This is a genomic window from Dietzia natronolimnaea (assembly GCF_002289575.1).
Taxonomy (GTDB): Bacteria; Actinomycetota; Actinomycetes; order Mycobacteriales; family Mycobacteriaceae; genus Dietzia; species Dietzia natronolimnaea_A.
The window spans coordinates 67,537-87,868 of the sequence record NZ_NTGA01000018.1 but is presented as its reverse complement, the minus strand read 5'-3'; the positions used below and the strand labels follow the sequence as shown (position 1 = coordinate 87,868).

Sequence of the window (20,332 nt, the reverse complement as noted above, 5' to 3'; positions counted from 1 at the left end):
TCACTCCAGGTCGCTGGCGATGCCGGCCGCACAGGCGACCGGGTGGGGGCCGGGGCCCTGGACGGACGCCGGCGCGGGTGTGGGCTCACACCATGTAGACGTCCACGATGTGGTGGATGTAGTCGTTCTTCAGGACCACCTTCTTGTAGGTGATCAGCGGCGACTCCCCGGTGACGTCGAGGGTGTAGAAGGAGGTGCCGAAGTACTGGTCGGTGGTGTTGTACCGGAAGTACGACGACAGCCAGTTGAACCGGATGTCGACCTCTCCGGGCCGGCGGTCCAGCACCTCGATGTTGCTGATGAGGTGATTCGTGCGGGGTTCCGGCAGCGACGTGGCCGAGGAACGCTCGGTCCGGATGCGGAACACGCGGTCCTCGATGCCGGCCCGATTGGGGTAGAAGATCAGCGAGATCTCCGAGTACGGGTCGGTGGTGAGCTCGCCGTCGTCGTCCCAGGCGGGCATCCAGTACATCGCGTCCTCGCGGTAGCACGCGATCCACTGCTCGAACTGGCGGTCGTCGAGCAGGCGGGCTTCGCGGAACAGGAAGGCGGAGATCTCGTCAACGGAGATCGACGCCACGGTGGGGGCGGTCATGGATCTGGCCTTTCGTGGGGGAGGGGGTGCGGGAGGTCTGCGTGGGACGGCTCAGGCGCCGGTCTCCGCCCTGAGCGCGCGCTGCATGGTCCGGAGCCAGTACCCGTGCTGGACCGGGTACAGACCCTCGTCCTCGGTCTTGGCGCCGGAGGACAGCACGTTCTCCATCCCCAGGCCTCGGGCGGTCTCGTCCGGTCCGGTGACCTGATGGGTGCTGCCCCGCGTCATGTCGTTCCACGGCGCGGCGTCGGCGAGGTACGTCTTCTGGCAGGAGCGGAACTCCTCCAGGTCGTCCGGGGTCGCCATGCCGGTCGCGTTGAAGAAGTCCTCGTACTGCCGGATCCTGGCCGCCCGGCTCTCAGCGCTCTCACCCTTCGGGGCGATGCAGTAGATCGTCACCTCGGTCTTGTCCACAGAGATGGGCTTGAAGTGCCGGATCTGGCTGGAGAACTGGTCCATGAGGTAGACGTTCGGGTACAGGCAGAGGTTGCGGGAGGCGCCCACCATGAACTCGGCCTTCTTCGCGCCGATCTGTTCGGCGAGCTCCTGACGGCGGCCCCACAGCGGGCGATCCTCCGGGTTGCCCCACCACATCCACAGGAGCAGGTGGCCGTGCTCGAACGACCAGTAGCCGCCGCCCTGCTTGCCCCAGGTCCCGGCGTCCATCGCTTTGGTCTCGTTCTTGGACTCTCCCGACGAGCGGCGCGCGGTGGTGGCCGCGTAGTTCCAGTGGGTCGCCGAGACGTGGTAGCCGTCGGCGCCGTTCTCCGCCTGGAGCTTCCAGTTCCCGTCGAAGGTGTAGGTGGACGAGCCGCGCAGGACCTCCAGGCCCTCGGGTGACTGGTCGACGAGCATGTCGATGATGGTCCGGCTGTCGCCGAGATGCTCCTCCAGCGGGAGGACATCCGGGTTGAGGCTGCCGAAGAGGAACCCTCGGTAGCTCTCGAAGCGGACCACGCGTCGTAGATCGTGCGAACCGTCGGTGTTGAACTGCTCGGGGTACCCGGCGTCGCGGGGGTCCTTGACCTTGAGCAGTTCACCGGAGTTCGAGAACGTCCAGCCGTGGAACGGGCAGGTGAGGGTGGTGCGGTTATCGGTCTTGCGTCGGCACAGCATCGCACCACGGTGGGAACAGGCGTTGATGAGGCAGTTGAGCTCGCCGTCCTTGCCGCGGGTGATCACCACGGGCTGACGTCCGATGTCGGTGGTGAAGTAGTCGCCGACGTCGGGGATCTGGCTCTCGTGCGCGAGGTAGACCCAGTTGCCCTCGAAGATGTGCGTCATCTCGAGCTCGAAGAGCTCCTCATCGGTGAAGATGCGGCGGTTGGCGCGGATGACGCCGTCGGCAGGCCGGTCCTCGAGTGCGGTCTCGAGGGTGGCCTGGACGTGGTCGAGTCGATCTGACATCGAGGGCTCCTAGCATGGTTCGGTTCCGGTCGCGACGATGCGACCCGCTGCCGGTGTGCCTCCACCGTGCCCTGTTGTGCTCTCGATCACACTAGGGCACCTCCTAGTCATACCTAGGCGTGCACTGTTCGCAGTGCGAACACATTCCCTCTCTCGGCGGCGGGACCTGCGCAAACGCACCTCGGACGCGCGGTCGGCGCACGAGTGGCGCTCTACACACGTAATGGACCGTGATTGACGACACACCGGACCCGGCGCACAGTGGGGGCATCGACCGGACCGACCCGGCCCGACCCGACCCGGCCAGACCCGATCCGGCCGGTCTGATCCCACACCCCACACCCCACACCCACACCCACCAGAGGGAGCGTCATGACCACCACCGCAGTGCCCACCGCCGCCGGTTCCGGCTCGGCCGCGACGGACAAGTTCAAGGGCAACCGGTTCTCGTCCGAGACGAGCACCGAGCGCGCCGCTGCCATCTACAAGGACGTGCTCACGAAGCTGTCCGAGGTGATCTACGAGCACGAGGTCACCTACGACGAGTACCGGGTCCTCAAGCAGTGGCTGATCGAGGTCGGCGAGGGCGGCGAGTGGCCGCTGTGGCTGGACGTCTTCCTGGAGCACTTCATCGAGGACTCCAACGGCCGCATCTTCACCGGCACCAAGGGCTCCATCGAGGGCCCCTACTACGTCCCGAACGCTCCCGATCTCGGGGCCAAGGGTGTCATGCCGATGCGTGAGGACGAGAAGGGCACGATGTTCGTCTTCACGGGCCAGGTCCGCGACCTGGAGGGCGCGGGGATCGAGGGCGCGACCGTCGAGTTGTGGCATGCCGACGCCGACGGGTTCTACTCGCAGTTCGACGACGGTATGGGCATCCCGGAGTGGAACCTGCGGGCGACCTTCACCACCGACGCCGACGGCGGATTCCACATCACCACCGTCCAGCCGGCCCCGTACCAGATCCCGCACGACGGCCCGACAGGTGAGTTCATCTCCAGCTACGGCGGTCATCCCTGGCGCCCGGCGCACCTGCACCTGAAGGTCACCGCCCCGGGCAAGCGCCTGATCACCACCCAGCTGTACTTCCAGGGTGGCGAGTGGGTGGAGGACGACGTGGCCGGCGCGGTCAAGCCCGAGCTGATCCTGGCTCCGCGGCCCAACGCCGACGGGATCGACGAGGTCGTCTACGACTTCGTTCTGGACCCCGTCTCCGAGAAGCGTTTCGTGGCCTGACCGGTAACGACCTCGCTTCATGCCCACCCGCCCCGGCCGGCACGCGCGGCCGGGGCGTCGGCGATCGCCCGGCCGGGCCACCAAGACGAAGGCCACCAAGACGAAGGACTGAAGAGTGTCTGACCTGATCATCCGTTCCGTGGAGACACGGATTCTCGACGTGCCGCTCATCAGGCCGCACAAGTTCGCCACCACCACCGCCACGGCACAGTCGATCCTGCTCGTGGCGGTCATCACCGAGGACGGGGTTGTCGGCTACGGCGAAGGTGTGACCCCGGGCGGCCCGTGGTGGGGTGGTGAGTCTGCGGAGACCATGCAGGTGTTGGTGGAGAAGTACCTCGCTCCGGTGGCCGTCGGCCGTCGGGTCGACGAGGTCCCGGCCGTGCTCGAGGCGATGGAGGGTGTGGTGGCCCGCGGCCGTTTCGCCAAGGCCGCCCTGGAGATCGCCATGTTCGACGCGTGGGCCCGGTCGGTGGAGGTCCCGGTCCGCTCGCTGCTGGGCGGCGCGGTCCGCGACTCGATCGAGTGCACCTGGGCCCTGGGCGCCATGCCGCTCGAGGAGATGGTCGCCGAGATCGACGAGCTGTTGGCGGCGGATCGTCACCGCAGTTTCAAGTTGAAGATGGGAGCGCTGGACCCGGCCGAGGACGTCGCCCGCATCGCCGCGCTGGCCGACCGACTCGACGGGCGCGCCGGACTGCGGGTGGACATCAACGCCCGGTGGGACCGGTTCACCGCGAACGTCCACCTCCCGGCGCTGGTGGAGGCCGGTATCGAGCTCATCGAGCAGCCGACCCCCACCGAACACATCGAGGTGCTGGCCGAGCTCAACCGCTCGCTGCCCGTGCAGTTCATGGCCGACGAGTCGGTCCAGTCCCCCCACGACGCCCTCGAGGTGGCGCGCCGGGACGCCGCCGGGGTGATCGCGGTGAAGACCACCAAGCTCGGGGGTCTGACCCGCGGCAAGGAGGTCGTGGCGATCGCCCGTGCGGCCGGGATCGCCTGCCATGCGGCGACCTCCCTCGAGGGCCCGATCGGGACGGTCGCCTCGCTGCACCTCGCCTGCGCTGAGCCCGGATTCAACTACGGCTCGGAACTGTTCGGGCCCCTGTTGCTCGCCGAGACGTATGTGACCACGCCGATCCGCTACGAGGCCGGCCGGGTCCACCTGCCGCCCGGGCCCGGCCTGGGCGTCGAGATCGACCACGACGCCGTCGAGAAGTTCACCCGCCGCTGACCGCGGCGACACCACCCCCGAAGGAGGATCCCACGATGGCACTGTTCCACGTCCGCATGGACGTCCACATCCCGCACGACCTGGACCCCGAGGTCCGCGCCCAGACCGTGGCGCGCGAGAAGGCCTACAGCCAGGAGCTGCAGCGCTCCGGTAAGTGGCGCGAGCTCTGGCGCATCGTGGGCCAATACTCCAACATCAGCATCTTCGACGTCGAGTCGGCCGACGAGCTCCACGAGATCCTCCAGGGCCTCCCGCTGTTCCCGTACATGGACATGCAGGTCATGGCCTTGACGCGGCACCCGTCTCGGATCGACTGATCACGACGGTCAGACTCGCTCGAACACGGCGGCCAGCCCCTGGCCGCCCCCGATGCACATGGTCTCCAGGCCCCACTGGGCGTCCTGTCGCACCATCTCGCGCGACAGGGTCGTCAGCATGCGGGCACCGGTCGCGCCGACGGGATGGCCCAGGGAGATGCCGGACCCGTGTGGGTTGAGATGTGCGGAGGTGGGGTCGACGTCCCATTCGCGCATGACCGACAGGGCCTGCGCGGCGAACGCCTCGTTGAGCTCGATGACACCCATGTCCGACAGGGTCAGACCGAGCTGGTCCAGGGCCTTGGCGGTGGCGGGGACGGGTCCGATCCCCATCGTCTCGGGGGCCACTCCCGCGACGGCCCACGACGCGAGGCGGACCAGCGGCGTGAGCCCGAGGGCGGAGGCCCTGTCGGCGGTGGTGACGATGCACATCGCGGCGCCGTCGTTCTGTCCGGACGCGTTGCCGGCGGTGACGGTGGCCTCCGGGTCGGTGCGCCCCATGACGGGGCGCAGGCCCGCGAGCGCCTCGACCGAACTGTCGGCCCGAGGGTGTTCGTCGGTGTCGACGACCAGGTCGTCGCCCTTGCGCTGCGGGACGGTCACCGGGACGATCTCCTCGGCGAACACCCCGGACTGTTGCGCGGCCACGGCGCGCTGGTGGGACTGGACGGCGAGCCGGTCCTGCTCTTCCCGACCGATGCCGTACTCACGGCGGAGGTTCTCGGCGGTCTCGATCATCCCGCCGTCGATGATGTGTGAGTGCCCGCCGACGGTGGTGCGGGCCCGGCCGAGTCTGTCGACCAGCGAGATCCCGTTACCGCGGATGCCCCAGCGGGGGCTGGGCGAGGCGTAGAACTCCACCTGGCTCATGGACTCGACACCACCGGCCACCACGAGGTCCATGCCCCCGGAGGCCACCTGCAGGGCGCCGGCGATGATCGCCTGGAGCCCGGAACCGCAGCGCCGGTCGAGCTGCATCCCCGGCACGTCGATCCCGAGAGGGGAGTCGAGTGCGGCGATCCGACCGACGGCGGGCCCCTCGCCGTTCGGGGAGCCCTGCCCCAGCACCACGTCGTCGACGTCGGCTCCGGTCAGGCCGGTGCGCTCGACGAGAGCGGTGAGCAGGTGGGTTGCCAGGGTGTTCGCGTCCAGGTCGCGGAACACCCCGCCGAAGCGCCCTACGGGCGTGCGCAGGGGTTGGCAGATGACGACGTCACGCATGGGCATTCCTCGGTTCGGGGTCAGCGGGTTCGGGCTCAGCGGTGGACGATAGCGAGATCGGCCGACAGTGCGCGGGCGGTGGCCAGCAGCTCCGGGACGAGCTCGTCGTGGAGTTGGTCGGGAGAGTAGCGGGCGGCGTGGGTCGAGATGTTGAGGGCGGCGCCGACCTCGCCGTGGCGGTCGTGGACCGGGGCGGCCACCGAGCGCAGTCCCGGCTCGAGTTCCTGGTCGACGACACACCACCCGCGATCGACCACCCGCGATAGCTCTGCGCGGAGTGCGGACTCGTCGGCGAGGCCGTGCGGGGTGAGCGCCCGCAGGTCCGTCGCGGCGAGGTAGGCGTCGAGGTCCTCGGCCGGGAGCGCGGCCAGCAGCACCCGCCCCATCGACGTGGCGTAGGCGGGGAACCGGGTTCCGATGGTGATGCCGATGGTCATGATGCGACGCACCTGGACACGCCCCACGTAGACGATGTCGGCGCCGTCGAGCACGGCGACGGACGAGGATTCCCCGAGTCGCGAACTGAGCTTCTCGAGGTGCGGTTGCGCGAGATCCGTGAGCGGGAGGGAGGACAGGTAGCTGTACCCGAGATCGAGCACGCGGGGAGTGAGCCAGAAGACGGAGTCGGCCGTGTCCACGTAGCCGAGTTCGACGAGAGTGTGCAGGAAGCGGCGGGCGGTCGCACGTGTCAGGCCGGTGTGGCGCGCGACGTCGCTGAGGGTCTGTCGTGGGCGGCGGGCGTCGAACGCCCGGATGACCGTGAGTCCGCGCGCGAGGGACTGGACGAAATCCGTGGAGGCCGCACGCTCGTCTCCTTCGGCGGGGGGTACGCCGTGGTCGTCCATGGCGTCTGAACTCGTCACGGCGCGTCCGTGTTCCGGGCGGACTCGAGGTGTCGGCGGAGTGCGTCGGTGATGCGCTCCGGGATCTCGATGGTGGGGACGTGGGCTGCGGGGGAGACGACCACGAAGTCTGCGCCGGGCACCCCGTCGGCGATCTCCCGCACGACCTCCGGGGGGGTGGACGGGTCCTCATCCCCCGCGAGGACGAGGGTGGGACAGGAGATCCGGCCCAGGTCGGCCCGGTTGTCCCAGCCGGCCAGCGCGTCACAGCAGGAGGCGTATCCCTCGGCCGGGGTGGCCAGGAGCATCTCGCGCACTCTCGCCGCGAGTTCGGGCTCGGCCTTCGCGCGTGAGGCGGTGATCCACCGCGGGACGACGGCATCGGCGACGGCGGCCGTCCCGCCCTCACGGACCGCCGCGGCGCGGTCAACCCAGCCGGACGGTTCGCCGAATCTGGCGGCGGTGCACAACAGGGCGGTGGAGAGCACGCGGGTGGGTTCGTGGACCGCGAGCCACTGGGCCACGGCGCCACCGAGTGACAACCCGGCCACGTGGAACCGGTCAACCTCGAGCGAGTCGAGCAACGCCGTGACATCGCCGGCCAGGTCGGCGACCGTGCACGGCCCGGGGACGACCTCGGAACTGCCGTGACCCCGGTGGTCCACCGCGATCACGGTGTGGTCTCGGGAGAGGTCACGGACCTGGGCGTTCCACATCGACCGGTCGGAGCCCAGTGATCCGAGGAGGACGACAACGGGGGCGTCCGCGGAGCGGGGTCCGCTGACCTCGTGGGACAGGGTGGCAGGCATGGCGTCGGTCCTTTCGGGCGTTCTGTGGTGGCGCGGCGGGCAGGGCAGGGACGGGCCCACGCGGCGCGATGGAGACCACCATACCCGCCGATTGTGCGAATAACGAACAGTTGTGCAACATACGAACACCGCCTACGGTGGGTGACATGACCAACAAGATCTTCTCCTCGGCCGCCGCGGCGGTCGCGGACATCCCGGACGGCGCCTCCCTCGCCGTGGGGGGTTTCGGTCTGGTCGGCATCCCCGCCGTCCTCATCGATGCGCTCCTCGAGCAGGGGGCCACCGATCTGCAGACCGTGAGCAACAACTGCGGGACCGACGGCGTCGGCCTGGGCACACTGCTCGAGGCCCGCCGGATCTCCCGCACCACGGCCTCGTACGTCGGGGCCAACAAGGAGTTCGCCCGGCAGTACCTCTCGGGTGAACTGGAGGTGGAGCTCACCCCTCAGGGCACCCTCGCCGAGCGGATGCGGGCCGGAGGGGCGGGGATCCCGGCGTTCTACACCCCTGCAGGCGTCGGGACGATGGTCGCCGAGGGGGGCTTGCCGCTGCGCTACGACGGTGACGGGGCAGTGGCGTCGGCGTCCGAGCCCAAAGAGGTCCGCGAGTTCGACGGGGTCCCGTACGTCCTGGAAAGAGCGATCGTCACGGACTTCGCCCTCGTCCACGCCCGCCGGGCGGATACCGCGGGGAACCTGCAGTTCTACGGCACAGCCCGGAACTTCAACCCCGACGCGGCGATGGCAGGCCGCGTCACGATCGTCCAGGCCGAGCAGATCGTCGCGGCTGGCGAGATCGATCCGGCGGACGTCCATCTCCCCGGCATCTTCGTTCAGCGGCTCGTCGAGGTCGGAAGACAGGAGATCGGCGTCGAGATCGAGAAGCTCGCGCGCAGGGGAGAGGACCGGTCATGAGCTGGACCCACGAGGAGATGGCGGCCCGCATCGCCGCCGAGTTCTCAGACGGGCAGTACGTCAACCTGGGGATCGGGATGCCGACTCTCATCCCCGATCATCTCCCGGCGGGCGTCGACGTCACGCTCCACTCGGAGAACGGGATCCTGGGGGTCGGGCCGTACCCCACGCCCGAGCAGCTCGATCCCGAGTTGATCAACGCCGGCAAGGAGACCATCACGGCAGCGCCCGGCGCGGCGTACTTCTCGTCCTCGGAGTCCTTCGCGATGATCCGCGGTGGGCACGTCGACGTCGCGGTCCTGGGAGCGATGCAGGTCTCGCAGAACGGGGACCTGTCCAACTGGATGATCCCCGGCGCCATGGTCAAGGGCATGGGCGGCGCCATGGACCTGGTCCACGGCGCCGGTCGGGTGATCGTGATGATGGACCACGTCACCCGCAAGGGCGAGGCCAAATTGCTGGCGAAGAACTCCCTTCCGTACACCGGGCGCGGATGCGTGCAGCGGGTCGTCACCGACCTGTGCGTCCTCGACATCCGTACGGAGGGGTTCCGGCTCGTCGAGCCCGCCCCGGGCGTCTCGATCGAGGAGATCCGTGCCAGGACGGGCGCGGAGGTCCACGCCTAGCGGCCGGGGGGCGAACAACGGGTGTACGACGACTCAGGCGGTCAACAGGGCGCGCACTACTCACTACTGTGGGGACCGGCCCCGTCGTCGTCCGAGGAAGGTCCCCGCGCATGAACTCCTCCGCCCCGGTCACCGTCACCGTCACCGGTGCCGCCGGAAAGATCGCCTACTCCTTGCTCTTCAGAGTGGCGTCCGGTCTGGTCTTCGGCCCCGACACCCCGGTACGGCTGCGGTTGTTGGACGTCCCGACCGCGGTTGCGGCAGCCGAGGGCGTGGCGATGGAGATCGAGGACTGCGCTCTTCCGTTGGTCGACTCAATCGAGATCACCGACGAGGCGGACGTCGCCTTCGACGGCACCAACGCCGCGTTCCTCGTCGGCGCGATGCCGCGGGGCAAGGGCATGGAGAGGTCCGACCTGCTGAGCGCGAACGGTGCCATCTTCCGCGACCAGGGCCGCTCGATCAACGCCGGTGCCGCGGACGACATCCGCGTGGTGGTGGTGGGCAATCCCGCCAACACCAACGCCTACATCGCGCACAAGCACGCCCCGGACGTCCCGGCCGGCCGCTTCACCGCCCTCATGCGACTGGACCACAACCGGGCGCTGAGTCAGCTCGCCGCCCGCCTGGTCGCCCCCGTCGCCGAACTCGACGGGGTAGTGGTGTGGGGCAACCACTCGGCCACCCAGTTCCCGGACGTCTCCTATCTCACCCGCGCGGGCGAGCCCGTGACCGCGGGACTCGAGCGTGACTGGTTGGTCGACACCTTCATCCCGCGGGTCGCGAACCGGGGGTCCGAGATCATCGCGGTGCGGGGTTCGTCGTCGGCCGCCTCGGCCGCAGGCGCTGCCGTCGACCAGATGCACGACTGGGTGCACGGCACCCCGGGGCAGAGCTGGACCACGGTCGCGCTTCCCTCCGAGGGGCACTACGGCACGGTCCCGGGTGTGGTCACCGGGTTGCCGTGCCGCAGCCGTGGCGGGGAATGGGAGGTCGTCGAGGGTCTGGCGATCGACGACTTCCAGCGCGCGCGCATCGACGCCTCGGTGGCCGAGCTGGTCTCCGAGCGCGACGCCGTGCACGCCCTCAACCTGACGGACTGACCCCGGGGGGCGGGGTCCGGCCCGCAGGTTGAGGGGCCCCGGTGCGGACGGCCTACGATGGTCGGGTGACGACAGCAGCGACTTCCGGCCCCGAGACCACCCGCGCGGATCTGCTCCCCGCCGCCTGGAACCCCGGCGAGGTCGAGTCCGAGCTGTATCAACGCTGGGTCGAGGCCGGGTACTTCGAGGCCGACCCCTCCAGTGACAAACCCGCGTACTCGGTGGTCCTCCCTCCGCCCAACGTCACGGGCAACCTGCACATGGGGCACGCACTCGACCACACGCTCATGGACGTCCTCACACGCCGCAAGCGCATGCAGGGGTTCGAGGTGCTGTGGCTGCCGGGAATGGACCACGCGGGCATCGCCACGCAGACGCTCGTGGACCGCCAGCTCGTCGCCGAGGGAATCGACCGGCACGAGATCGGGCGCGAGGCCTTTATCGAAAAGGTCTGGGAGTGGAAGCGCGAGTCCGGTGGGACCATCGGCGAACAGATGCGGCGGCTCGGCGACGGCGTGGACTGGTCCCGCGAGCGGTTCACCCTCGACGACGGTCTGTCCCGCGCGGTGCAGACGATCTTCAAGGAGCTCTACGACGCCGGTCTGATCTACCGGGCCGAGCGACTGGTCAACTGGTCGCCGACCCTGCAGACAGCGATCTCGGATATCGAGGTCAAGTACGCGGACGTCGAGGGCGAGCTGGTGAGCTTCCGCTACGGCTCCATGGACGACTCGGAGGCGCACCTGGTGGTGGCCACGACCCGGCTCGAGACGATGCTGGGCGACACGGCCATCGCCGTGCACCCGCAGGATGAGCGCTACGCCCACCTCGTGGGCACCGAGATCGAGCATCCGTTCCGCGACGGGTGGACCATGCGTGTCGTGGCGGACGAGCACGTCGACCCGGAGTTCGGCACGGGCGCGGTCAAGGTCACGCCCGCGCACGACCCCAACGACTTCGCGATCGGCCAGCGCCACGGGCTCGAGATGCCCACGATCATGGACGCGACCGGTCGCATCGCCGACACCGGGACGCGGTACGACGGGATGGACCGGTTCGAGGCGCGGCGGGTGATCCGCGAGGACCTCGCCGCCCAGGGCCGGATCGTCAAGGAGGTGCGGCCGTACCTGCACTCCGTCGGTCACTCGGAGCGTTCCGGTGAGCCCATCGAGCCCCGCTTGTCCCTGCAATGGTGGGTCAGGGTCGAGGAACTGGCCCGGATGGCGGGTGATGCCGTGCGCGACGGTGACACGGTGATCCACCCGACGAGCCAGGAACCGCGCTGGTTCGACTGGGTCGACGACATGCACGACTGGTGCATCTCCCGCCAGCTGTGGTGGGGCCATCGCATCCCCATCTGGTACGGGCCGGGTGGCGAGGTGGTCTGTGTGGGAGCCGACGAGCAGCCGCCCGCCGGGTACACGCAGGACACGGACGTGCTCGATACGTGGTTCTCCTCCGGTCTGTGGCCGTTCTCGACCATGGGCTGGCCCGACCGGACCGCGGACCTCGAGCGCTTCTATCCCACCTCCGTGTTGGTGACCGGATACGACATCCTGTTCTTCTGGGTGGCCCGGATGATGATGTTCGGCACCTTCGTGGGTCGTACCCTCACCGGCGAGAGGTCCGCCCCGGGGAAGGTCCCGTTCACCGACGTGTTCCTCCACGGGCTCGTCCGCGACGAGCACGGCCAGAAGATGTCCAAGTCCAAGGGCAACGGCATCGACCCGCTCGACTGGGTGGACCGTTTCGGCGCCGACGCGCTGCGCTTCACCCTGGCCCGGGGCGCCAATCCCGGCGGTGACCTGTCCGTGGGCGACGACGCCGCCCAGGCCTCACGCAACTTCGCCACCAAGCTCTTCAACGCCACCCGTTTCGCGCTGATGAACGGCGCGAGGGTGGGCGACCTGCCGGAGGATGCCGCGCTCACCGACGCGGATCGCTGGATCCTCCGGCGCCTCGGTGAGGTTCGGGTCTCCGTCGACGACGCACTGGATCGCTACGAGTTCTCCAAGGCCTGCGAGGCCCTGTACCACTTCGCGTGGGACGAGCTGTGCGACTGGTACCTGGAGCTGGCCAAGGTCCAGTTCGGAAGCGACGACGAGTCGCGCCGCTCCGATCGGGCAGACAACACCCGTCTCGTCCTGGGGCACGTGCTCGACGTGGTGCTGCGGATGCTGCATCCCGTCATCCCGTTCGTCACCGAGGTGCTGTGGACGGCCCTGACCGGGCGCGACTCCGTGGTGATCGCGGACTGGCCCTCCGACGTCGTCCCGACCGAGGGCGCCACGGAGTCCGTGCGCCGGGTGGCCGACGCCCAGACCCTGGTCACCGAGATCCGTCGCTTCCGCTCCGACCAGGGACTCAAGCCCGGCCAGCGGGTGCCCGCACGCGTCACCGGGGTCGACCGGGCGGATCTGCCCGCCGACCTGCTCGACCAGGTGGCCTCGCTCGCGCGGTTCACCCCGGCCGGGGACGACTTCACCGCCACCGCCTCGCTGGAGGTCCGGCTTGGGCTGTCCACCGTGGGGGTCGAGATCGACACCTCGGGGACCATCGACCTGGCGGCCGAGCGGCGTCGTCTGGAAAAGGACCTCGCGGCCGCGCGCAAGGAGCTGGAGACCACCGGCGCGAAGCTGGGGAACGAGGCGTTCCTGGGCAAAGCCCCCGACCACGTGGTGGACAAGATCCGCGCGCGCCGGGATCTCGCCGCGGCCGAGGTCGCCAGGATCACCGCCCGACTCGAGGGCCTCCCCGTCGGGGGCGGCGCCTGATGGCGGGCCACCGGTGGCTCGAGCCCCACGACCCGGAGGAGGGCTGGGACACCCCCACTGAGGAGGACGTCGCCGAGCTGCTCGGCGAGGAGGGCCTGGTCTCCGGCGTCTCCCTCGGCGGACCGCTGCCCGGTGACGAGGACGGGGACGGTGAGGACCACCAGGAGCCGCGCCCGATCCCGGAGGTCGGCAGCCCCGAGTGGCAGGCCGACACCGCCGAACTCGCCGCGGTCGAGGAGGAGCTGGCCACCCGCTGGCCGGAGACCCGCCTCGAACCGAGCCTCGACCGGATCGCGGAGCTCACCGGCGTCCTCGGCGACCCGCAGCACGCCTACCCGGTCGTCCACGTGGCGGGGACCAACGGCAAGACCTCCGTGACCCGGATGATCGATGCCCTCCTGCGGGCTCTGCACCAGCGGACCGGACGTAACACCAGCCCGCACCTCCAGACGGTCACCGAACGCATCGCCCTCGACGGCCAGCCGGTCCCGGCCCGTCTGTTCGTGGACACTTACCGCGAATTGCAGCCGTACCTGGAACTGGTGGACCAGCGGTCCGTGTCCGACGGCGGTCCCCGGATGAGCTACTTCGAGGTGCTCACCGCAATGGCCTTCGCGGCCTTCGCCGACGCCCCGGTGGACGTGGCCGTGGTGGAGACCGGCATGGGCGGGACCTGGGACGCCACCAACGTGGTGCGGCCGGCCGTCGCCGTGGTCACCCCGATCGGCCTCGACCACACCGACTACCTCGGCGAGGACCTGGCGACCATCGCGGGGGAGAAGGCGGGGATCATCCAGCCGGGAGCCGAGGACGACCTGCTGCCGAGGGACCCGATCGCCGTGATCGGCCGCCAGGAGCCCGAGGCGATGGAGGTGCTGCTGCGTCGGGCGGTCGAGGTGGGCGCGGTGGTGGCGCGTCTGGGTTCCGAGTTCGACGTGGTCGAGCGACGACTGGCGGTGGGTGGCCAGCAGCTCACCCTGCGCGGTCTCGGCGGCGAGTACCCGGAGGTGTTCCTGCCATTGTTCGGCGAGCACCAGGCCGAGAACGCCGCCACCGCGCTGGCCGCCGTCGAGGCGTTCTTCGGGGCGGGGCCCGACCGCTCGCTGGACCCCGAACTCATCCGCGCCGGATTTGCGGCCGTGGACAACCCCGGCCGGCTCGAGCGGCTCAGCTCGAGCCCCACGGTGCTGGTGGACGCCGCGCACAACGGTCACGGCGGTCGCGCCCTGGCCGAGGCGGTCACCTCCGAGTTCGACTTCCGCCGTCTGGTCGCCGTGGTGGCGATGCTCGACGGCAAGGACGCCGACGCGTTCCTCGCGGCCATCGAGCCCGTCGTCGACGAGGTCGTCGTCACCAGGACCGGATCGCCGCGGGCGATGTCGCCGGGCGACCTCGCCCGCATCGCCGAGGACCGGTTCACCGCCCAACGGGTCCACGTGGTCGACACCCTGCCCGAGGCGATCAGCGCCGCGCTGGACCTGGTGGGGGTTCCCGACCCGACCGCCGACGACGACGTCTCGGGAGTCGGCGTACTGGTCACGGGGTCGGTGGTCACCGCGGGCGCCGCCCGCGGCCTGTTCGGAAAGGACGCACAGTGACCGACTCCGGTTCCGTCGACTCCGGTTCCGTCGATCCCGGCGCCACCGCGCACGAACCCTCCGTCGACCCGTGGAAGGGCCTGCGGGGGATCATGGCCGGGACACTGATCCTCGAGGCCATCGTGATCGGACTGGTGCTCACGGTGATCGCCCGGGTGGACGACGGCGAGCACTTCCAACCATGGAAGGTGTGGTTCGTCAGCCTCCTCGCCGTGGCGATGGTCGTGGCCAGTGGTCTGCAGCGGCGGCCCTGGGCGATCCCGATGAACCTCACTCTCGCCGGACTGGCGGTGGCCGGGTGGGCCGTGCACTGGTCGATGGGGGTGTGCGGGCTGATGTTCGCGGCGGTGTGGGCGTACATCCTCTATCTTCGGCGGGACCTGTCCCGGAGGATGGCCGCCGGTTACCTGCCCAGCCAACACGACTGACGGGGTCCGGGTACTTGTAGCATTGCGGCCGTGACCGAGAGAACCTTCTTCCTCATCAAGCCCGACGGCGTCCAGCGAGGCCTGACCGGGACCATTCTCGCGCGAATCGAGGCCAAGGGCCTCCGGCTCGTGGCCATGGACATGCGCCACGTTCCCCAGGAGACCGCGGCCGAGCACTACGCCGAGCACGCCGAGCGTCCGTTCTACGGCGATCTGCTCGAGTTCATCACCTCCGGGCCGGTCGTGGCCGGTGTCGTCGAGGGCCCCCGCGCGATCGCCGCCTGGCGCCAGCTGGCCGGCGGGACCGACCCGGTGGACAAGGCCGCTCCCGGGTCCATCCGCGGCGACTTCGGGTTGGAGACCCAGTTCAACCTCGTCCACGGATCCGATTCCGAGGAGTCCGCGGCCCGCGAGATCGGACTGTGGTTCCCCGACCTCTGATCCGGATTCCTCGCCAGCGCCCGCGCTGGATGCGCCCGTCGGCCCTGTGCCCGGCGGGCGCATCTGTCTACCCACCGCTCCCGCGCGGCAACGCATCGACGGCGGGTGTGGGACAATGGCCGGAGCCCACATTCTTGGCGAGCGGACCACCAGTTCGCCCCGGATCGGGCGCCCGCCATCCGCGGGCCGGATCACACCGGAATCGCGGACCACATGACACAGCCCCACCTGTGTGGGGCCCAGAGAGAAATGCCGACCCCGTGCGGCGGCGTGGGTCACCGGAGTTGTTCCGGTGACGTGATCGCGCCCGGAGTCCGGCCAGAGGAGACACGTGTCGGATTCGACCCTGACCATCGACGATCTCAACGCGCTCCCGGAGAAGATGCGCGCGCACGCCGCGGCCAAGGCCGTGGGCATGACCAGCAAGGAGTTCCTGGCCGCGATGGCCGGGATCGGCGTGGAGATCAGGAGCGCCCAGTCCGGCGTGACCCGCGAGGTGCTGCTCACCTGGTTCGCCGGCCGTGAGGACGGAGGCGGGGCGGCCCCCGCGGCGTCCCCCGCCGACCAGGACGCCCCCGCCGAGGATGTCCCGGCCGACACGGCCCCCGCGGAGAAGGCGGCAGCCGGTAAGGCCCCCGCCAGAAAGTCTGCGGCGAAGAAGGCGCCCGCCGAGATGAAGAAAGCCACTGAAAAAAAGGCGGCAACCGATAAGAAGGCGCCGGCCGATAAGAAGGCGCCGGCGAAGAAGACCCGCAAGTCCGCCGCGGGCGGCGCGGCGACGGAACCGACAGCCGACCGCCCTGCCGCAGAGTCGGCTACCACCGAGCCCGATACCACCGAGCCCGGAACCGCAGACGCCACCGACGCGAAGTCCGGGTCGAGGGCGACCGGCCGTCGGCCCCTGCCGGAGATGTCGATCGTGACCGGCGAGGTGGGCGCGGCGGAATCGCGCAACCGTCGCCGGTCCACCGCCACCCCCTCGTTCTCTCCTCTGTTCCTCTCGCCCGACGAGGCCGCCGCCAAGGCCGCGAAGGAGCGTCCGTCCCGCTCGACGTCCACCGCGTCCGACACCGCCCGGGCTGAGAAGCCCACCACCGAGAAGGCCCGGACCGGGTCCGACGCCGAGGCCGCGGAGACCACCGGCACGTCCGATCCGTCCCTCGCGTCCGACGCGTCCGATGACCAGAACGACGCCGGGGAGGGTGGTCGTCGCCGTCGCCGGGGCCGTCGTGGCCGCGGGCGTGGCCGGGGCGAGAACCAGGACGAGCAGAACGTCGACACGAACGGCGCCGAGGGGTCGCCGGAGGCCGCAGGCTCCGACGAGCAGGACAAGTCCGACGCCGGCGCGTCGGGTGGGGGCGCGTCGGGTGGGGGCGATGCCAGTCCCGAGTCCGACACGTCCGACGGGCGGTCCGGGTCGGGGGACGACGCCGCGGAGGACGTCTCGGACGACTCCGACGGGTCGCCGTCCGGTTCGCGTCGGCGCCGCCGTCGTCGTCGTCGCGGAGGGGGGTCGGGCAACGACGACACCCAGGCCGCCGGTGACGATTCCGCCGACTCTGACGCCCGGGAGCAGCGCGAACCTCGACGCCGCTCGGCGCGCGGCGGCCAGGGCTCCGGCCCGGCCACCGACGAGGTGCAGGGCATCAGCGGGTCGACGCGGCTCGAGGCCAAGCGGCAGCGTCGCCGTGACGGGCGCGATGCCGGGCGCCGCCGTCAGCCGATCCTCTCCGAGTCCGAGTTCCTCGCCCGCCGCGAGTCCGTCGACCGCGTGATGGTGGTGCGGGAGAAGAAGCGCGGCGACGGCAAGGGGGTCATGACCCAGGTCGGCGTGCTCGAGGACAAGGTCCTGGTGGAGCATTTCGTCACCACCGAATCCGCCCGGTCCATGGTGGGCAACGTCTACCTCGGCCGCGTCCAGAACGTGCTCCCGAGCATGGAGGCCGCGTTCGTCGACATCGGGCGTGGCCGCAACGGCGTGCTGTACGCCGGCGAGGTCAACTGGGAGGCCGCCGGACTCGGCGGCAAGGCCCGGCGGATCGAGCAGGCGCTCAAGCCCGGCGACATGGTCCTGGTGCAGGTCACCAAGGACCCGATCGGCCAGAAGGGTGCCCGGCTGACCACGCAGATCTCGCTGGCCGGCCGGTTCCTCGTGTACGTGCCCGACGGCAACTCCACCGGTATCTCCCGCAAACTCCCCGACACCGAGCGGCGCCGGCTCAAGGCGATCCTCAAGGACGTGGTCCCCGAGGGCTCGGGTGTGATCATCCGGACCGCCGCGGAGGGGGTCAGCGAGGAGGAGATCGGCCGGGACGTCGAACGCCTCGCGGCCCAGTGGACCGAGATCTCCGAGGCCGCGGCCAAGCGGACCTCCTCCGGCTCGGGCACTCCGGTCGCCCTGTACGAGGAGCCCGACCTGCTGGTCAAGGTGGTGCGCGACCTGTTCAACGAGGACTTCTCCTCGCTGGTGATCCAGGGCGAGACCTCATGGGACACCGTCCACGACTACGTCTCGAGGGTCGCACCGGAGATGACCGAACGACTCGAGCGCTACGACAACCCCGACGTCGACGTGTTCGCCACCCACCGCGTGGACGAACAACTGGCCAAGGCGCTCGATCGCAAGGTGTGGCTGCCCTCCGGCGGCTCACTCGTGATCGACCGCACCGAGGCCATGACGGTCATCGACGTCAACACCGGCAAGTACACCGGCTCGGGCGGCAACCTCGAGGAGACCGTCACGAAGAACAACCTCGAGGCGGCCGAGGAGATCGTCCGCCAACTGCGCCTGCGCGACGTGGGCGGCATGGTGATCATCGACTTCATCGACATGGTGCTCGAGGCCAACCGCGACCTCGTGCTGCGGCGGCTCACCGAGGCGTTGGGCCGCGACCGCACCCGGCACCAGGTCTCCGAGGTCACCTCCCTGGGACTCGTCCAGCTCACCCGCAAGAAGCTCGGCACCGGTCTCATCGAGGCCTTCTCCACGCCGTGTGAGCACTGCCAGGGCCGTGGGCTGATCGTGCACGCCGACCCGGTGCACACCGAGTCGCACAACGCCGACGAGCCCGGCTCGCGACGGGGCCGCAAGCGTGGTGGCAAGGGAGCGGACTCGGATCAGTCCGATTCCCAGGCCACGTCGTCGACCGCGCCCAGGCAGGCGCCCAAGAAGGACGGGCCCGCCCCGGCCGCCCACCCGGCCGCGCTCGCGATCGCGCGTCACGAGGCCGAGCAGGCGGCCGCGGAGAAGCCCGACACGGATCAGGCCGTCGCAGCGACGTCGGACACGGATCAGGTGGCCAAGGGCACATCGGGCCAGGCGAAGGTCGTCACCGCCGAGCCGACGCCGCCGGCCACGACCGGTGACGCCGGGTCCTCCGACACCGCGAAGCCCGCGGACACTCACATAGCGGAGCCCGCGGACACCGACGCCGGGGTGCCCGAGTCCGCGGACGCCGCCGGGTCGCGCCCGGGTCGCCGTCGTCGTCGCGCCACTCGTCGCCCCGCCGACGGGACCATCGCCCCGGCCGTCGCGGCGGAGGACGGTGCTGCCGCAGAGGCCGCCGAGACGCCCGAGGACGAGGCCGCGGTCGTGGCGGAGGCCGCGGAGGTCGTGCAGACGGTCGCGGCCGTCGAGTCGGATCCCGACCCCGCGGAATCCGGCGCGCCCGGCCGACGGCCGCGCAGGCGGTCGACCCGTCGCGAGGCCGGCGCCGCCGCGACCCAGGCCCCGACGGGGGAGTCGGCACCGGTGACGGTGGTCCCCGTCGAGGCCGCCCCGCTCGCGGAGGCGCCCCCGGTCGCCCTCGCCGAGCCGCGCCGGCGTCCGGCGCGACGACGCGCGACGCGGACCACGACAGCTCCCGAAGGGGGCGATCGATAGAGGTCTCGAGCCCGGAGGCGCTGCCGGTTTGACCTGCTGCGCCGCCGGGCCGTAACCTTGACAAGTCGCTCGTGGCGGCGCTATGTCGTCGCGCGAGAAGTCGCGGGCCGGGCCTTCCGAGGCCCCGGGACCGGCGATCCCGGCCGACGAGAGTCGGTCGGTCAGAGAGAACACCGCACAGTAGTCGTGGTCGTCCCCAGCGGCGGTCACACACCCGAGAAGCAAGGGGAAGCCCTCGATGTACGCGATCGTCAAGACCGGCGGCAAGCAGTACAAGGTCGCCGAAGGTGACCATGTCAAGGTCGAGAAGATCGAGGGTGAGGCCGGCACCTCCGTGTCCCTGTCCCCGATCCTCGTGGTCGACGGGTCGACCGTCACCTCCGCTGCCGACGCCCTGGCCAAGGTCTCCGTCTCCGGTGAGATTGTGGAGCAGACCAAGGGTCCGAAGATCCGGATCCACAAGTTCAAGAACAAGACCGGCTACCACAAGCGTCAGGGTCACCGTCAGAAGCTGACGGTGCTCAAGATCACCGGTATCAAGTAATCCATCACGGCCGCCAAGGCCACCAGTTCAGCGCCCTCGGGCGTCTTCCCTGAAGGAGGGTTCGGACATGGCAAGTAAGAAGGGCGCATCCAGCACCCGTAACGGTCGTGACTCCAACGCGCAGCGCCTCGGCGTCAAGCGCTTCGGTGGCCAGGAGGTCAATGCCGGCGAGATCCTGATCCGCCAGCGTGGCACCAAGTTCCACCCGGGCGTGGGCGTCGGCCGTGGCGGCGACGACACGCTGTTCGCTCTGGCCGCCGGTGCGGTCGAGTTCGGGACCAAGCGTGGTCGCAAGACCGTCAACATCGTCCCGGTCGGCGTCGAGGGCTGACCCGGCAACGCTGACGAGAAACG

At 70.1% G+C, this 20,332-nt stretch carries 18 protein-coding genes; 13 read left to right on the top strand and 5 right to left on the bottom strand.

What is annotated here, in order from left to right:
* Positions 1 to 85 precede the first annotated feature (85 nt).
* Entirely contained in the window at positions 86 to 595 is a 510-nt protein-coding gene (gene benB, locus CEY15_RS10695) for a benzoate 1,2-dioxygenase small subunit (RefSeq protein WP_095718425.1), read from the bottom strand.
* A gap of 51 nt (positions 596 to 646) precedes the next feature.
* Entirely contained in the window at positions 647 to 2,002 is a 1,356-nt protein-coding gene (benA, locus tag CEY15_RS10690; RefSeq protein WP_095718424.1) for a benzoate 1,2-dioxygenase large subunit, read from the bottom strand.
* Between the two features lie 372 nt (positions 2,003 to 2,374).
* On the opposite strand from benA, the gene catA reads away from it, so the two are divergent.
* From catA to catC, 3 genes are all read left to right on the top strand, one after another.
* On the top strand, positions 2,375 to 3,241 hold the full coding sequence (catA, locus tag CEY15_RS10685) for a catechol 1,2-dioxygenase (RefSeq protein WP_095718423.1): 867 nt from the start codon (positions 2,375 to 2,377) through the stop codon (positions 3,239 to 3,241).
* A gap of 115 nt (positions 3,242 to 3,356) precedes the next feature.
* A complete protein-coding gene (locus tag CEY15_RS10680; RefSeq protein WP_095718422.1) occupies positions 3,357 to 4,478 on the top strand; it encodes a muconate/chloromuconate family cycloisomerase in 1,122 nt (373 codons plus the stop codon).
* 35 nt (positions 4,479 to 4,513) lie between these two features.
* Positions 4,514 to 4,795 carry a muconolactone Delta-isomerase gene (catC, locus tag CEY15_RS10675; RefSeq protein WP_095718421.1) on the top strand — a complete coding sequence of 94 codons (282 nt, stop codon included), beginning with the start codon at positions 4,514 to 4,516 and terminating at the stop codon, positions 4,793 to 4,795.
* Between the two features lie 9 nt (positions 4,796 to 4,804).
* Here catC and CEY15_RS10670 read toward each other — a convergent pair whose 3' ends face one another.
* From CEY15_RS10670 to pcaD, 3 genes are read right to left on the bottom strand one after another with little or no spacing between them, the layout of a single operon-like run.
* Complete coding sequence (locus tag CEY15_RS10670; protein ID WP_095718420.1) at positions 4,805 to 6,016, bottom strand: acetyl-CoA C-acetyltransferase; 1,212 nt, start codon at positions 6,014 to 6,016, stop codon at positions 4,805 to 4,807.
* A gap of 35 nt (positions 6,017 to 6,051) precedes the next feature.
* Positions 6,052 to 6,861, bottom strand: a complete 810-nt coding sequence (locus tag CEY15_RS10665; RefSeq protein WP_095718419.1) for an IclR family transcriptional regulator — start codon at positions 6,859 to 6,861, stop codon at positions 6,052 to 6,054.
* 14 nt (positions 6,862 to 6,875) lie between these two features.
* The gene (gene pcaD / locus CEY15_RS10660; protein ID WP_095718418.1) at positions 6,876 to 7,667 is read right to left on the bottom strand and encodes a 3-oxoadipate enol-lactonase; all 792 of its coding nucleotides are present in this window, start codon (positions 7,665 to 7,667) and stop codon (positions 6,876 to 6,878) included.
* A gap of 146 nt (positions 7,668 to 7,813) precedes the next feature.
* Between pcaD and CEY15_RS10655 the strand changes: the two genes are divergently transcribed.
* The 10 genes from CEY15_RS10655 (at position 7,814) to rpmA (ending at position 20,309) form a co-directional block, all read left to right on the top strand.
* Positions 7,814 to 8,581: a CoA transferase subunit A gene (locus tag CEY15_RS10655; RefSeq protein ID WP_095718417.1), complete on the top strand. Its 768-nt coding sequence runs from the start codon at positions 7,814 to 7,816 to the stop codon at positions 8,579 to 8,581.
* Complete coding sequence (locus tag CEY15_RS10650) at positions 8,578 to 9,207, top strand: CoA transferase subunit B (protein WP_095718416.1); 630 nt, start codon at positions 8,578 to 8,580, stop codon at positions 9,205 to 9,207. The genes CEY15_RS10655 and CEY15_RS10650 overlap by 4 nt, the downstream gene beginning before the upstream one ends.
* Before the next feature lie 110 nt (positions 9,208 to 9,317).
* Entirely contained in the window at positions 9,318 to 10,310 is a 993-nt protein-coding gene (locus CEY15_RS10645; RefSeq protein ID WP_095718415.1) for a malate dehydrogenase, read from the top strand.
* A gap of 65 nt (positions 10,311 to 10,375) precedes the next feature.
* Positions 10,376 to 13,084, top strand: coding sequence for a valine--tRNA ligase (locus CEY15_RS10640; protein ID WP_095718467.1), 2,709 nt, complete (start codon positions 10,376 to 10,378; stop codon positions 13,082 to 13,084).
* Positions 13,084 to 14,682 (top strand): bifunctional tetrahydrofolate synthase/dihydrofolate synthase, encoded by a 1,599-nt coding sequence (folC, locus tag CEY15_RS10635; RefSeq protein WP_176475086.1) that lies wholly within the window; start codon positions 13,084 to 13,086, stop codon positions 14,680 to 14,682. Before CEY15_RS10640 ends, folC begins: the two co-directional genes overlap by 1 nt.
* Positions 14,679 to 15,110 carry a DUF4233 domain-containing protein gene (locus CEY15_RS10630; protein ID WP_017835687.1) on the top strand — a complete coding sequence of 144 codons (432 nt, stop codon included), beginning with the start codon at positions 14,679 to 14,681 and terminating at the stop codon, positions 15,108 to 15,110. Before folC ends, CEY15_RS10630 begins: the two co-directional genes overlap by 4 nt.
* A 30-nt stretch (positions 15,111 to 15,140) precedes the next feature.
* Positions 15,141 to 15,551 carry a nucleoside-diphosphate kinase gene (gene ndk, locus CEY15_RS10625; RefSeq protein WP_017835686.1) on the top strand — a complete coding sequence of 137 codons (411 nt, stop codon included), beginning with the start codon at positions 15,141 to 15,143 and terminating at the stop codon, positions 15,549 to 15,551.
* Positions 15,552 to 15,882: 331 nt separating this feature from the next.
* Positions 15,883 to 19,434, top strand: coding sequence for a ribonuclease E/G (locus tag CEY15_RS18990; RefSeq protein WP_095718414.1), 3,552 nt, complete (start codon positions 15,883 to 15,885; stop codon positions 19,432 to 19,434).
* 238 nt (positions 19,435 to 19,672) lie between these two features.
* Positions 19,673 to 19,978: a 50S ribosomal protein L21 gene (gene rplU, locus CEY15_RS10615; protein ID WP_017835684.1), complete on the top strand. Its 306-nt coding sequence runs from the start codon at positions 19,673 to 19,675 to the stop codon at positions 19,976 to 19,978.
* A gap of 67 nt (positions 19,979 to 20,045) precedes the next feature.
* Entirely contained in the window at positions 20,046 to 20,309 is a 264-nt protein-coding gene (rpmA, locus tag CEY15_RS10610; RefSeq protein WP_017835683.1) for a 50S ribosomal protein L27, read from the top strand.
* The last annotated feature ends 23 nt before the right edge of the window (positions 20,310 to 20,332 follow it).

Bases quoted from the DNA above. Each gene is read 5' to 3' on its own strand.
- catC (WP_095718421.1), top strand. From the start codon at position 4,514: ATGGCACTGTTCCACGTCCGCATGGACGTCCACATCCCGCACGACCTG.
- CEY15_RS10650 (WP_095718416.1), top strand. From the start codon at position 8,578: ATGAGCTGGACCCACGAGGAGATGGCGGCCCGCATCGCCGCCGAGTTC.
- CEY15_RS10670 (WP_095718420.1), bottom strand. From the start codon at position 6,016: ATGCGTGACGTCGTCATCTGCCAACCCCTGCGCACGCCCGTAGGGCGC.
- rpmA (WP_017835683.1), top strand. From the start codon at position 20,046: ATGGCAAGTAAGAAGGGCGCATCCAGCACCCGTAACGGTCGTGACTCC.
- CEY15_RS10645 (WP_095718415.1), top strand. From the start codon at position 9,318: ATGAACTCCTCCGCCCCGGTCACCGTCACCGTCACCGGTGCCGCCGGA.
- rplU (WP_017835684.1), top strand. From the start codon at position 19,673: ATGTACGCGATCGTCAAGACCGGCGGCAAGCAGTACAAGGTCGCCGAA.
- folC (WP_176475086.1), top strand. From the start codon at position 13,084: ATGGCGGGCCACCGGTGGCTCGAGCCCCACGACCCGGAGGAGGGCTGG.
- catA (WP_095718423.1), top strand. From the start codon at position 2,375: ATGACCACCACCGCAGTGCCCACCGCCGCCGGTTCCGGCTCGGCCGCG.
- pcaD (WP_095718418.1), bottom strand. From the start codon at position 7,667: ATGCCTGCCACCCTGTCCCACGAGGTCAGCGGACCCCGCTCCGCGGAC.
- CEY15_RS10655 (WP_095718417.1), top strand. From the start codon at position 7,814: ATGACCAACAAGATCTTCTCCTCGGCCGCCGCGGCGGTCGCGGACATC.
- benB (WP_095718425.1), bottom strand. From the start codon at position 595: ATGACCGCCCCCACCGTGGCGTCGATCTCCGTTGACGAGATCTCCGCC.
- CEY15_RS10665 (WP_095718419.1), bottom strand. From the start codon at position 6,861: ATGGACGACCACGGCGTACCCCCCGCCGAAGGAGACGAGCGTGCGGCC.
- benA (WP_095718424.1), bottom strand. From the start codon at position 2,002: ATGTCAGATCGACTCGACCACGTCCAGGCCACCCTCGAGACCGCACTC.